Here is a 13,080-nt window from a genome sequence, read left to right on the forward strand (position 1 = left end):
CAGCGTTATCCGCCGCGAGGCAATCGGCGCATAACCCGTTCCGGGTTATGCGCCCTACGGTCCTGCAATCCTCTCGACTGGCGCCAGGATCACATCCCTTTCTTCTTCTCCGCCTCCGGCGGCGCGCTCAGGTCCAGCCCCTTGGGCACGGGCTGCCCCTTGGCCGGGGCGGCCAGCTGCTTCTGCACGTCCGCCTGGATCGCCTGCAGCACCGGCAGCAGGTCACGCATGTTCTCGCGGACCTCCGGGTAGGCGTGCTTCTGCGACAGTTCATCCACGCGCATCAGCAATTGCACGCGCACCTCCGGCGGCAGGTGGATGAAGAGTTCGGGCAACTGCTTGGCCAGTTCGGCGCTGTAGAGCACCAGGTCCTGGCGGTCGAACTGCGCAGTGAGGCCGAGGTAGTCCAGCGCGCTGCTGGTGAGCATCGAGGCGGCGGCCTTGGCTTCCTGCATGCCCTGCAGGCGCACCGGATTGCGCTGCTCGCTCTGTGCCAGGGTCATCCAGAATTCCACCGTCAGGTTGAACAGGATCGCCTGTTCGCGCAGCGAGTAGCTCATCAGGCCCAGCGCCTCGGCGCCGTAGGGCTGCTTGGCGGCGCGGAAGTTGAAGTACAGGCGCATCAGCTCCTTGAGCTTGAACAGCACCTCGCGCGCCTCGTTCTGCCGCAGCTCCAGCGGCGCGTAGATGTTCAGCTGCGGGCGGAAGTTCTCCTCGCTGACCATGCGCTGGTAGATCGGCCCGGTGAACTCGCCGCTGCGCCGGGGCAGGCCGTTGACCTGGGTCTCGTCGATCTTCTTCAGCGCGTCGATCAGCACCTGGTAGTCGGCGCTGGTCCAGTTGCGCTGGATGTCGGGAATCTTCTGGCCCAGGTAGTACAGGTCGGCGGACAGGGCCGGGCGGCACAGGAGCAGCATCAGCACGGCCAGCGGCCACAGCGAACGGCGAATGAGGATCGGCACGAACGGGCTTTCCTTGCGCGAGGGCGGGTCGGGCTAGGTTAACGGGGTGCAAGGCCTGCGTCATCCCGTGACGAGCCTCGACACTACCTAGGTTGGGCGCGGCGGCGCGGGCGCTGTGGTGTGATTCGGGCTTTAGAACAACAAGCACGGGAGTCACTCGTCCATGACCGCCACATTGTCTGCGCAACCACCGCTGGCCGAGGGCCTGGCCCGCTATGGTTTCGGTCCCCTGCCGCTGGCCGCGCTGAAGGCCCGCTATGCCTCGCCCGAATCCGGTTCGAAGTTCATCCACGTCGACGGTTTCGACATCCACTACCGCGACGAAGGCAACCCGGACAAGCCGGTGCTGGTGATGGTCCACGGCGTGATGGCATCGCTGCATACCTGGGACGGCTGGGTTGCCGAGTTGTCCCGGCACTTCCGTATCATCCGCCTCGACGTGCCCGGCTTCGGCCTCACCGGCGGCGGCCAGGACCGCGAGTACGACGGCGAGCGCCTGGTCAAGGTGTTCGGCCTGTTCCTCGACCGCCTGGACCTCAAGCAGGTGTCTATCGCCGGCAACTCCCTGGGCGGCTACATCGCCTGGAACTACGCGCTGGCCAACGCCCACCGCGTCGAACGACTGATCCTCATCGACCCGGCCGGCTACTACATGCAGAAGGTGCCGCTGATGATCGCCAGCGCGGTGCTGCCCGGCGCCGGCATCATGATGCCGATGTGGATGCCGCGCGCCCTGGTGGCCCAGGGCATCAAGGAAGTCTACGGCGATGCGCGCAAAATCAAGCCGGGGGTGATCGACCGTTACTACGACATCAGCCGCCGGCCGGGCAATCGCCGCGCGATGATCGACATCTTCCGCGTGCTGGTGAAGGCCAACCGCGAGGAACTGCCCACCACCCCCAACCGCGTCGCCGCGCTGAAGGTGCCGACGATGCTGATGTGGGGCGAGCGCGACCGCTGGATCTCACCGCGCCATGTGCCGATGTGGCAGCGCGACGTGCCGGGCATCGAGGTGAAGGTCTATCCGGGCGTGGGGCACATTCCGATGGAGGAAATCCCCGAGGAGTCGGCGGCGGATGCGCTGCGTTTCCTGCATGCCTGAGTGCTGATCGCGTGATGAAAGAGCCCGGCCATGTGCCGGGCTTTTTCATGGAGCGTAGGAGCGGACTCCGTCCGCGATTGTTTCCGCCAGCACTTCCTCTACCTGAGCGATGCCTATCGCGGATGAATCCGCTCCTACAGGGGAAGACCTTGCCTGACGCCAGAGACGACACCGCCCCGGCTGAGCGGGGCGGCGTTCGAAGCGCAGGGCGAATCAGCCGGCGTGAGCCATCGGCTGCGCGTCGTATTCCTTGCGCACCTCGTACAACACGTCGAGGTTGTTGTGCTGCCAGGGATGGAAGTCGGACTTGAAGAAGTCCATGTACTCGCGCAGCAGCGGGCGGAATACGCCGTGCTTGCCCCAGGTCCACTTGATGCCGTCGCGCCAGACGCGCCAGTTCCACAGCAGGCCGTCGACCTTGAGCATGTGCACCAGCCCGCGGAAGGTATCCAGCACGAAGAAGAAGGTCGCCATGCGCATCGCCCGGCGCAGCAGCTTGCGGCTGCCGCAGACCTGGTTGTAGACGTCGAAGGCCACCGCCTTGTGCTCGGTTTCCTCCAGCGCGTGCCAGCGCCACAGGCGCTGCATCACCGGGTCGGCTCCTTCCATGGTGCGCGGGTCGGTCAGCAGCCCGTTGGCCATGATCGCGGTGATGTGCTCCAGCGCGGCGGTCGCGGCCAGCTGGCGCTTGGCCGGGAATTTCTTCTGGGTGAAACGGATGCGCGCCTGGGCGCGCTTCTCGATGGCGGTGATGTCGTAGCCCTGGTCGCGCAGACGCTGGCTGTAGGTCAGGTGCTCGCGGCTGTGGTGGCCTTCCTGGCCGATGAAGCCACGGATCTGCTCCTTCAGCACCGGGTCGCTGATCTGGTCGCGGAACTGCCGCACCGAGTCGATGAAGAAGCGCTCGCCGTCGGGGAACAGCACCGACATGGCGTCGAACAGATGGGACTTGAAGGCGTCTCCACTGTGCCAGTGACGCGGCAGCGGATCGGGCAGATCGAAGTCCATGTGCCGGGGCTTGATCTCCAGTCCTGCGGGGGTGGTGCTGGCCATGGCGGCTCCATTGTTGTGGTTGTCCATGGTCATTACTCTGGGCTTGTAGGGAAAGCGTCACAAGGTTATTGTCTGCCAACTTTCCGGTCATATCCGGCCAGCGGTCACTATAAGAAGAACGATGAAACAACCGCTCAATTTCACCGCCGAACTGGTGCCCGTCGCCTACGCGCAGGCACTTCTCGATCTCGCCGAAGAGCTGGGCGTGCCGCGTGTGCGCCTGTTCGAGCTGGCCCGCGTGCGCCCCGAAGTGCTGCAGAGCCCCAACGGCCGGCTGTCCTTCATCGATTTCCATCAGCTCTCCAGTACCGCCCTGGCGCACTGCAACGAGCCGGCCTTCGGCCTGCTGCTGGGGCAGCGGCTGAACGTCTCCACCCACGGCATCCTCGGCTACGCGGTGCTGTCCAGCGCCAACCTCGGGCGCGCCATCGGCTTTGCCCTGAAGTACTACCGCGTGCTCGGCCTGGCCTACGACCTGGAAATGGTGGAAGACGGCGGCGTGTCCTACCTGCGCGCCAGCGAGTCGATTCCCCTGGGCCCCACCAGCCGCTTCGCCGCCGAAGGCCTGATGACCAGCCTGCACACCATCGCCCGTTTCCTGGTGGGCGAACCCTTGCAGGGTGTCAGCGTCGGCTTCGCCCATGCCGAGCCGGCCTATGCCGAGCGCTACGCCGAGGTATTCGGCTGTGAGGTGCTGTTCGACCAGCCGTTCCACTTCATCGGCCTGCCCAGCGAATACCTGGAGCGGCCCATGGCGCTGGCCAACCCGGCCACCGTGCAGATGTGCGAACAGCAGTGCGAGGCACTGCTGGCCACGCTGGACGTGCAGGAAGGACTGCTGACCCGCATCCGCCGCCTGCTGCTGGCGCGCCCCGGCGAGTTCCCCGACCTGGAAAGCGTCGCCGCCGACCTGCACACCAGCGGGCGCAGCCTGCGCCGACACCTCTCGAACCTGGGCACCACCTACCAGGAAGTGCTCGACGATGTGCGCAAGCGCCTGGCCTTGCAGTACCTCACCACGACCCATCTGCCACTCTACGAAATCGCGCTGCTGCTGGGCTTCAACGACCCGTCGAATTTCCGCCGGGCGTTCCGCAAGTGGACCGGCAAGCTGCCCACGGACTACCGCCAGGGCGACTGAATCCTCGACCCGGTACGACTCGCCAGGGTGCGGCGGAATCGGCGAAAATACCCGCCGTGTTCTTCCGCAACCGAGCGAGTCTTCGATGAGCGAACAGCCTGCCCTGATCCGCGAAACCTTCCCCGTCGGCCCCCTGCAGTGCAACTGCACCATCATCGGCGACCCGCTGACGAAGAAGGCCATCGTCGTCGATCCGGGCGGTGATCATGAACTCATCCTGCAGCGCCTCGACGCGCTGGGGCTGAAGGTGGTCAGCATCATCCACACCCACGCGCACCTGGACCACTTCCTCGCTTCCGGGCAGATGAAGGAGAAGACCGGCGCGACCCTGCACCTGCACAAGGACGACCAGTTCCTCTGGGATAACTTGGAGATGCAGTGCCGCATGTTCGGCGTCCCCTATACTCCGGTGCCTTCACCGGACCAATGGCTGGCCGATGACGAGGAACTGGCCTGCGGTTGCGGCGTGGCGCTGCATACGCCGGGGCATACGCCGGGGTCGATGAGCTTCTGGTTTCCCCAGGACAAGCTGCTGATCGCCGGCGACACGCTGTTCCGCCGCAGCATCGGCCGCACCGACCTGTGGGGCGGCGACTACGCCACCATCGAGCGTTCGATCCGCGACCGCCTGTACTCGCTGGACGAAGACGCGACCGTGGTCACCGGTCACGGCCCGGATACCAACCTGGGCGACGAGATGAGGGAGAATCCCTTCATCCGCGCTTAAGGTTGCTACGGAATTATTTGCACGACCTAAGCTCTAATCTGCCGCCCGCTAATGGGTGTTTCGCTATTTCGAGGAGTCATCCGACATGTTCACCGCACGTAGTCTGTCCATGGTTGCGGCTGCCACCGCCTTTGCCCTCATGGCCGGTTGCGCCTCCCAGAACCCCTATGACCCGAACACCCAGGCCCCGCCGGCCGAAAGCGGCATGAGCAAGACTGCCAAGTACGGTGCGCTGGGCGCTCTGGCCGGTGCCGTGGCCGGTGCCGCGATCAACCATGACAACCGTGGCAAGGGTGCGATGATCGGCGCTGCCGCCATCGGTGCCGCCGCTGCCGGCTACGGCTACTATGCCGACAAGCAGGAAGCCAAGCTGCGCCAGCAGATGCAGGGCACCGGCGTACAGGTCGAGCGCCAGGGTGACGACATCAAGCTGATCATGCCGGGCAACATCACCTTCGCCACCGATTCGGCGAACATCGCGCCGTCCTTCTACACCCCGCTGAACAACCTGGCCAACTCCTTCAAGGAGTTCAACCAGAACAGCGTGGAGATCGTCGGCTACACCGACAGCACCGGCAGCCGCCAGCACAACATGGACCTGTCCCAGCGCCGTGCGCAGTCCGTGGCCGCCTACCTGACCTCCCAGGGCGTCGACGCTTCCCGCGTCAGCACCCGTGGCATGGGCCCGGACCAGCCGATCGCATCCAACGCCGACGTCAACGGCCGCGCGCAGAACCGTCGCGTGGAAGTGAACCTGAAGGCCCTGCCCAACGCACAGACCCAGCAGTACCAGCAGTAAGCACTGTCCATGAAAAAGCCCGCCGATTGGCGGGCTTTTTTGTGCCTGACGGGAAGGGGGCGTAGGAGCGGAATCTGTCCGCGATGATTTTCCTACGCGCCGTGATCCATCGTTGGTGTCGCTTTCGTAGGGCGGATAACGCGCCAGCGTTATTCGCCGACAGGACTTCGGCGGATCGAGTCAGGCCCTGGCGGCGGGGAACTCACGGTGCAGCTGGGTCAGCAGCTGGTCCTTGCGCTCCCACAGCTGGTTCACCCACAGCTGGAACTCGGCGCGGTAGCCCTCGTCCTGGTCGTAGCTCTTGCCGATGAACTGGCGGGGGATTTCCAGCTCCTCGAAGCGCACCACCACCGAGCGCAGGCGGCCGGACAGCAGGCACCAGAAGGTCGGGCGGCCGTCAGGGTAGTGAATTGTGACGTTCACCAGGGTGCGCAGCTGCTCGCCCATGGCGTCGAGGACGAAGGCGATGCCGCCGGCCTTGGGCTTGAGCAGGTGCTGGAACGGCGAGTTCTGCTCGTCATGCTTGGCCTGGGTGAAGCGGGTGCCTTCGAGGAAGTTGAAGATCGCCACCGGGATGCGGCTGAACTTGGCGCAGGCCTTGCGGGTGGTTTCCAGGTCCTTGCCTTTCTTTTCCGGGTGCTTGGCGAGGTAGGCCTTGGTGTAGCGCTTCATGAAGGGAAAATCGAGCGCCCACCAGCACAGGCCGATCACCGGGACCCAGATCAGCTCCTGCTTGAGGAAGAAGCGCAGCAGCGGAATGCGGCGGTTGAGCTGGTATTGCAGGACGAGGATGTCCACCCAGCTCTGGTGGTTGCTGGTGACCAGGTAGGAATGGTCGTAGTGCAGACCCTGCAGGCCCTGCACGTTCCAGCCGGTATTGCGGACCAGGTTCATCCAGCCCTTGTTGCAGGTGATCCAGCTTTCGGCGATCACACTCATGACCTTGCCCAGCGCCAGCTGCGCGGCCTGGAAGGGCAGCAGCAGCTTGATGATCGACATGCCCAGCAGCGGAATGCACCAGCACAGCGTGCTCGTCACCAGGATCAGGGTGGCGAGGATGCCGCGCAGGGTGTGCGGGAGGAAACTCAACATCGAGGAATGGTCCTTGTACGTAGGCGCCCGGTCGGCCGGGCGCGTGATGCGTTCTTGGGCACATCCCTCGTGCCTTGGGTTTCAGCCGTCCTTGCCGCTGTCCGCCTGGATCGCCGTCAGCGCGATGGTATAGACGATGTCGTCCACCAGCGCTCCACGCGACAGGTCGTTCACCGGTTTGCGCAGGCCCTGCAGCATCGGTCCGATGCTGACGCAGTCGGCGCTGCGCTGGACCGCCTTGTAGGTGGTGTTCCCGGTGTTCAGGTCGGGGAACACGTATACGTTGGCGCGTCCGGCCACCGGGCTGTCGGGCGCCTTCTGGCGGCCCACGCTGGCGATGGCGGCGGCATCATACTGCAAGGGGCCGTCAATCAACAGATCGGGGCGTTTTTCCTGCGCGATGCGCGTAGCTTCGCGGACTTTCTCGACATCTGCGCCGGTTCCGGAGTCGCCCGTGGAGTAGCTGATCATCGCCACCCGCGGGGTGATGCCGAAGGCCTGCGCCGAGGCGGCACTCTGCAGGGCGATCTCCGCCAGGTCACTGGCCGAAGGATCGGGATTCACCGCGCAGTCGCCATAGACCACCACCTGGTCGGGCAACAGCATGAAGAACACCGAAGACACCAGGTTGTAGCCGGGCGCCGTCTTGATCAGCTGCAGGGCCGGGCGGATGGTGTTGGCGGTGGTGTGGATGGCGCCGGAGACCAGTCCGTCGACTTCGTCCAGGGCGAGCATCATGGTGGCGAGCACCACGTTGTCTTCCAGTTGCTGCTCGGCCATCGGTGCGTTCAGGCTCTTGCCCTTGCGCAGCTCGACCATGGGTTCGACGTAGCGACTGCGCACCAGGTCCGGGTCGACCACTTCCAGGTCCTCGGGCAGCACGATGCCCAGCATCTGTGCCACGGCCTGCACGTCGTCGGGCTTGGCCAGCAGCACACAGCGGGCGATACCGCGGGCATGGCAGATGGCGGCGGCCTGCACGGTGCGCGGCTCGCTGCCTTCGGGCAGGACGATGCGCTTGCCGGCGCGGTTGGCGCGCTGGGTCAACTGGTAGCGGAACACCGGCGGCGACAGGCGCAGCTCATGGGGGGAGCCGCAGCGGTCCTTTAGCCAGCCGAAGTCGATGTGCTCGGCGACGAACTCGGTAACGCGCTCAGCGCGTTCGCGGTCGTCCACCGGGATTTCCTTGTTCATCCGCGACAGGTCGCCGGCGGTGTCGAACGAGCCGGTCTTCACCGTCAGCACCGGCAGGCCGCTCTGCAGCGCGCTGCGGCACAGCTCCATGATCCGCGCGTCCGGCATCAGGCCCGAGCACAGCAGCAGGCCGGCCAGCGGCACGCCGTTCATGGCGGCGAGGCAGGCGGCGAGGATGATGTCGTCGCGGTCGCCCGGCACCACCACCAGCACGCCGGGCTTGAGCAGGTGCACCGTATTGGGCGCCGATGGCGCGCAGAGGATGATCTTCTGCACGCGGCGTTGTTCGTAGTCGCCGGCGTTGAGCACGCTGGCGTCCAGCAGGTCGGCCACGTCGCGGGTGCGCGGGGCGTTCATCTCGTCCTGCCAGGGAATGCAGCCGAGCAGGCGCACGTCGCCGTCGCGCAGCAGCGGGGAATGTTCCTTCAGGCGTTCGCCGAACAGCCGTGCGGCTTCTTCGGCATCGCGCGGCATGTCGTCGCTCTCGCCGCCGCGCACCTTGTTCACGATCAGGCCGGCCAGGTGCGGGTCGCGCGGGCCGCCGAACAGCTGGGCGAGGATCTCGATGCGGTCGGACAGTTCGCTGACCGTCTCGTTGTCCGGCGCGGAGACGAGGATCACCTCGGCGTCCACGCTGCGCGCCAGGTGGGCGTTGATGCGTGCGGCGTAGCTGGCGTGCTTGGTCGGCACCATGCCCTCGACGATCATCACGTCCTTGTCGACGGCGGCGCTGTTGTACATCCCGACTATGTCCTCGAGCAGTTCGTCGAGCAGGCCGTCGCCGAGCATGCGCTCGACCTTGGACAGCGACAGCGGGGTAGGCGCGTTGAGGCCGTGGGTGCGCGCGACCAGTTCGCTGGAGCGCTCCGGGCCGTCGTCGCCGGCGTGGGGCTGGGCAATGGGCTTGAAGAAACCGACCTTCAGGCCGGCGCGTTGCAGGGCGCGGATCAGGCCCAGGCTGGTAGAGGTCAGGCCGACACCGAAACCGGTCGGTGCGAGGAAGAAGGTGTGCATCCGGGCTCCTTAAGCCGTGCGGGAATGGTCTGTGCCCTTGTGGGGCGCAACCGATGAATCTTCAGTCGAGCACGGCCAGGGTGTCGAGTGCGATCTGCTTTTCCTCGTTCGTCGGGATCACCAGCACGCGGGGGTGGCCAGCCAGGTGGATCGGCCCGCCGACGCCACGCACGCAGCGGGCGTTGGCTTCGCCGTCGAGTTCGAGATTGAGCACGTGCAGGTGCTTGACCGTGAGGTTGCGCACCAGCGCCGAGTTCTCGCCGATGCCACCGGTGAAGATGATGCCGTCCAGGCGCGGTAGCGCACAGGTCAGCGAGGCCAGGGACTTGGCCAATCGGTAACAGAATACTTCGATGGCCAGCGCCGCATTGGCGTGGCCCTGCTCGCGGGCGTTCTCCAGGGTGCGCATGTCGTTGGACAGCCCCGACAGGCCGAGCAGGCCGCTGTCGTGGTTGAGCATGTGGTCGATCTTTTCCAGGCTCCAGCCCAGGGTGCGCGCCAGGTGGCTGTGCAGGTTCGGGTCGACGTCGCCGGAGCGCGTCCCCATCATCAGGCCTTCCAGCGGGGTCAGGCCCATGCTGGTGTCGCGGCTCTGGCCGTTGGCGATGGCGCAGGTGGAGCTGCCGTTGCCCAGGTGCGCGGACAGCCAGTAGCTGTCGCCCACCGCCAGCCCGCTCATTTCCGCGGCCTGGTGGCTGACGTAGCGGTGGCTGGTGCCGTGGAAGCCGTAGCGGCGCACATGCTGCTCGCGGTACAGCGGCTCGGGGATGGCGTAGCGGTAGGCGCGCTCGGGCAGGCTCTGGTGGAAGGCGGTGTCGAACACCGCGATGTGCGGCAGGTCCGGGTAGAGCGCCATGGCGGCGTCGATACCCACCAGGTTCGCCGGGTTGTGCAGCGGCGCCAGCGGCGAGGTCTCGCGGATGGCGCTGAGCACCTCATCGGTCAGGCGCGAGGCCTGGGTGAAGCGCTCGCCGCCGTGCACCACGCGGTGGCCGATGGCGTGCAGTTCGCCCTGGGCGGCCTGGGCCACCAACGGCAGCAGGCGGGCGAGGGCGGCCTTGTGGTCGGCGCCGGGCAGTTCCAGGGTCTGCGGCTGCTCGTCGGTCTCGCCCTGCCAGCGCAGACTGGCGCCGTTGGCGCCGAGGCGTTCGGCCAGGCCGTGGAGGATGAAGTCGTCGCGCCCCTCTCGAACCAGGGCGAACTTGATCGATGAACTGCCGCAGTTGATCACCAGGATATTGCGAGCCGGCATGCCTACTCCTTGTTGCTGTCGTTTTCCTTGGCGCACCAGCCGCAGGGGAACCAGCGGCCGATCTGCGCCCTGCGCTGCTGCGGGTCCAGCACCCAGGGCCGCGACTGCCAGGGCGGCTGGTGGCGCAGGTGCTGGGTATGACCGCAGGACAAGACTGCCACCCAGTGGCCGTCTTCGTCCTGATGAAAGTCAAGCAGGCGCGGCGGGGCCGCGTGATCCCGTCCGTCCGTCTTCGGGTCGCATTCGGGGGCGTCGCCGCGTAAACTTACGCGCTCAACTTCTATATCAGATAGGTTTCGAACCATGCAGATCGCGGCCAACAAGGCGGTTTCCATCGACTATACCCTGACCAACGACGCGGGTGAGGTCATCGACAGCTCCGCCGGCGGCGCTCCGCTGGTCTACCTGCACGGTGCCCACAACATCATCGGCGGCCTGGAAAAGGCCCTGGAAGGCAAGCAGGTCGGTGACGAGCTGGACGTGACCGTCGAGCCGGCCGATGCCTACGGCGAATACAGCGCCGAGCTGGTTGCCACCCTGACCCGTGAAATGTTCGAAGGCGTGGACGAGCTGGAAGTCGGTATGCAGTTCCACGCTTCCGCTCCGGACGGCGGCATGCAGATCGTTACCATCCGCGACATCGAAGGCGATGACGTGATCGTCGACGGCAACCACCCGCTGGCCGGCCAGCGCCTGAACTTCAAGGTGAAAGTGGTCGACATCCGCGACGCTTCCGCCGAAGAAGTTGCCCATGGCCACGTCCATGGCGAAGGTGGTCACCACCACTGACAGCCGTCACACGGTCGGCTATCGACCGGGTGCAGCCATCATTGAGCTGCTAAGCTCAAACGGGAAAGGCGCCTTCGGGCGCCTTTCTCATGCAAGTGGCTGTAACTGCAATGAATGCCAGGGCATTTTTCCCGCATCGACTGGGATTGCGCAGCATGACGGACAGGTTGTCCGCTCCCTGCGCGGGCACTTCGTGCCTACTTCTTCAAGGAGCAAGCAATGAGCGCTTTTCACGATCTGACGCTGCATGGTCTCGACGGCCAGGATCTGCCGCTGGCCCCGCTCAAGGGCAAGGTCGTGCTGGTGGTCAACGTCGCCTCGAAATGCGGCCTGACCCCGCAGTACGCCGCTCTGGAAAATCTCTACCAGCAGTACAAGGACCAGGGGTTCGTGGTACTGGGCCTGCCGTGCAACCAGTTCGCCGGGCAGGAGCCGGGCAGCGAAGCTGAGATCCAGTCGTTCTGTTCGCTGAACTACGGGGTGAGCTTCCCCATGTCGGGCAAGCTCGAGGTCAACGGCTCCGAGCGCCACCCGCTGTACCGCCTGCTGGCAGGCGAGGGCGCCGAGTTCCCCGGCGACATCACCTGGAACTTCGAGAAGTTCCTCCTCGGCCCGGATGGCCGCGTGCTGGCCCGCTTCAGCCCGCGCACCACGCCGGATGATCCGGCGCTGATCCAGGCCGTCGAGAAGGCGCTGGGCGCCTGATCCTCCCCCGGCGGGAGAGGGCGCAAGCGCCAATCCCGCCGGCATTTCTCCCTTTCGGCTTGTTCCGCGCCAGTGGTGACGGCTTAATCGGGCGACCTGCTTCCGGAGCCCGCCATGAGCCGTTTCGCCGCCGAGTCCGCCTGCCTCCCCGCCACCCCCGATGCCTTGCGCGCCCTGATCGAACAGCGCCGCTCGGTGCGGCGTTTCCTCGACGAAGCGGTACCGGATGCCGTACTGCGCGATTGCCTGGAGCAGGCGGTGCTGGCGCCCAACGCCTGTAACCTGCAGCCGTGGAGCTTCCAGGTAATCCGCGACGCCGAGCTGCGCCGTCGACTGGTGCCGGTGTGTCTGGGGCAGAACGCCGCGCGCACCGCGCCAGTGCTGATCGCCGTGCTGGCACGGCCGGACACCTGGCGCGAGTCCTGCGCCGCCATCCTCGATCAGTGGCCCGAGCCGCAGGTGCCGGAGAAGGTGCGTGACTTCTACCAGCGCACCGCGCCCTTCCAGTACAACCAGGGTGTGTTCGGCCTGCGCGGGCTGTTCAAGCGCGCGCTCTACTCACTGGTCGGCTTGCGCCGAGCGCTGATGCGCCAGCCCAACAGCCACGCCGAGATGCGTTTATGGGCGGTGAAGTCCAGCTCGCTGGCGGCGCAGAACCTGATGCTCGCCCTGCAGAGCCACGGCTACGCCACCTGCCCCATGGAGGGCTTTGACGAGGTACGGTTGCGCAAGGTGCTGGAGGTTCCCCGCCGCGCGGTGCCGATCATGCTGCTGGCGGTGGGGCGGGCTGCCGACAATGGCGTCTACAACCCGCGCCTGCGCTTCCCGCTGGAGCAGCGCGTCAGCTGGCACTGAGCGCATCGGGCTTCGTCAGCACGCCCATGCGCCCGCCGCCGAAGGACCAGTCGTCCGCCTCGCTGTTGGTGATCTGCACCATCACGTCCTCGCTGGCGATGCCCAGTCGCTCGCCCAGCAGCGCGTTGAGTCGGCGGTAGAACGCCTGCCTGGTCTGCGAGTCCCGCGGGCGGCCGATGGTGATGGCGATCAGCACGAAGTCGTCGCTGCGTGGGCCGCCCAGGTAGTGGCGATTGAAGACGAACTCTTCCGGCTGGAGCTGGTGGATCATCACGAACTGATCGCCCTCCGGCACGTTGAAGGCATCGTGCATGGCGTCGTAGACGGTGTCGGCGAGTTCGCGCAGGTATTCCGGATGCTTGCCCTTGAGCAGGGAGATGCGGACGGTAGGCATG

At 66.0% G+C, this 13,080-nt stretch carries 14 protein-coding genes; 7 read left to right on the plus strand and 7 right to left on the minus strand.

What is annotated here, in order from left to right; genetic code table 11:
• Positions 1-89 precede the first annotated feature (89 nt).
• The gene (locus tag J2T47_RS21495; protein ID WP_253451425.1) at positions 90-962 is read right to left on the minus strand and encodes a hypothetical protein; all 873 of its coding nucleotides are present in this window, start codon (positions 960-962) and stop codon (positions 90-92) included.
• Between the two features lie 163 nt (positions 963-1,125).
• Between J2T47_RS21495 and J2T47_RS21500 the strand changes: the two genes are divergently transcribed.
• A complete protein-coding gene (locus J2T47_RS21500; RefSeq protein WP_253451427.1) occupies positions 1,126-2,064 on the plus strand; it encodes an alpha/beta fold hydrolase in 939 nt (312 codons plus the stop codon).
• A 213-nt stretch (positions 2,065-2,277) separates the two neighbouring features.
• Here the strand turns inward: J2T47_RS21500 and J2T47_RS21505 are convergent, their stop codons facing one another.
• Positions 2,278-3,117, minus strand: coding sequence for a metal-dependent hydrolase (locus J2T47_RS21505; protein ID WP_081516440.1), 840 nt, complete (start codon positions 3,115-3,117; stop codon positions 2,278-2,280).
• A gap of 121 nt (positions 3,118-3,238) precedes the next feature.
• Between J2T47_RS21505 and J2T47_RS21510 the strand changes: the two genes are divergently transcribed.
• From J2T47_RS21510 to J2T47_RS21520, 3 genes are all read left to right on the plus strand, one after another.
• Positions 3,239-4,258 carry an AraC family transcriptional regulator gene (locus J2T47_RS21510; protein WP_253451430.1) on the plus strand — a complete coding sequence of 340 codons (1,020 nt, stop codon included), beginning with the start codon at positions 3,239-3,241 and terminating at the stop codon, positions 4,256-4,258.
• Between the two features lie 85 nt (positions 4,259-4,343).
• Complete coding sequence (locus J2T47_RS21515; RefSeq protein ID WP_253451432.1) at positions 4,344-4,985, plus strand: MBL fold metallo-hydrolase; 642 nt, start codon at positions 4,344-4,346, stop codon at positions 4,983-4,985.
• An 85-nt stretch (positions 4,986-5,070) separates the two neighbouring features.
• Positions 5,071-5,784 (plus strand): OmpA family protein, encoded by a 714-nt coding sequence (locus J2T47_RS21520; protein ID WP_253451434.1) that lies wholly within the window; start codon positions 5,071-5,073, stop codon positions 5,782-5,784.
• A 180-nt stretch (positions 5,785-5,964) separates the two neighbouring features.
• Here the strand turns inward: J2T47_RS21520 and J2T47_RS21525 are convergent, their stop codons facing one another.
• From J2T47_RS21525 to J2T47_RS21540, 4 genes are all read right to left on the minus strand, one after another.
• Positions 5,965-6,876 carry an acyltransferase gene (locus J2T47_RS21525; RefSeq protein ID WP_253451436.1) on the minus strand — a complete coding sequence of 304 codons (912 nt, stop codon included), beginning with the start codon at positions 6,874-6,876 and terminating at the stop codon, positions 5,965-5,967.
• A gap of 81 nt (positions 6,877-6,957) precedes the next feature.
• A complete protein-coding gene (pta, locus tag J2T47_RS21530; RefSeq protein ID WP_253451438.1) occupies positions 6,958-9,084 on the minus strand; it encodes a phosphate acetyltransferase in 2,127 nt (708 codons plus the stop codon).
• Positions 9,085-9,145: 61 nt separating this feature from the next.
• Positions 9,146-10,336 (minus strand): acetate kinase, encoded by a 1,191-nt coding sequence (locus J2T47_RS21535; protein WP_253451440.1) that lies wholly within the window; start codon positions 10,334-10,336, stop codon positions 9,146-9,148.
• Positions 10,337-10,338: 2 nt separating this feature from the next.
• Entirely contained in the window at positions 10,339-10,671 is a 333-nt protein-coding gene (locus J2T47_RS21540) for a DUF3565 domain-containing protein (protein WP_253451442.1), read from the minus strand.
• Between J2T47_RS21540 and J2T47_RS21545 the strand changes: the two genes are divergently transcribed.
• From J2T47_RS21545 to J2T47_RS21555, 3 genes are all read left to right on the plus strand, one after another.
• A complete protein-coding gene (locus J2T47_RS21545) occupies positions 10,640-11,125 on the plus strand; it encodes an FKBP-type peptidyl-prolyl cis-trans isomerase (protein ID WP_017519102.1) in 486 nt (161 codons plus the stop codon). The two genes, J2T47_RS21540 and J2T47_RS21545, sit on opposite strands and share 32 nt — an antisense overlap.
• 219 nt (positions 11,126-11,344) lie before the next feature.
• On the plus strand, positions 11,345-11,830 hold the full coding sequence (locus tag J2T47_RS21550; RefSeq protein ID WP_253451444.1) for a glutathione peroxidase: 486 nt from the start codon (positions 11,345-11,347) through the stop codon (positions 11,828-11,830).
• 114 nt (positions 11,831-11,944) lie between these two features.
• A complete protein-coding gene (locus J2T47_RS21555; RefSeq protein WP_253451446.1) occupies positions 11,945-12,685 on the plus strand; it encodes a nitroreductase family protein in 741 nt (246 codons plus the stop codon).
• On the opposite strand, the gene J2T47_RS21560 is transcribed toward J2T47_RS21555, so the two are convergent.
• Positions 12,672-13,079 (minus strand): tautomerase family protein, encoded by a 408-nt coding sequence (locus tag J2T47_RS21560; RefSeq protein ID WP_253451448.1) that lies wholly within the window; start codon positions 13,077-13,079, stop codon positions 12,672-12,674. The genes J2T47_RS21555 and J2T47_RS21560 overlap by 14 nt on opposite strands.
• Position 13,080 lies beyond the last annotated feature (1 nt).

This window comes from Pseudomonas nitroreducens (assembly GCF_024170165.1).
Lineage (GTDB): Bacteria > Pseudomonadota > Gammaproteobacteria > Pseudomonadales > Pseudomonadaceae > Pseudomonas > Pseudomonas nitroreducens_C.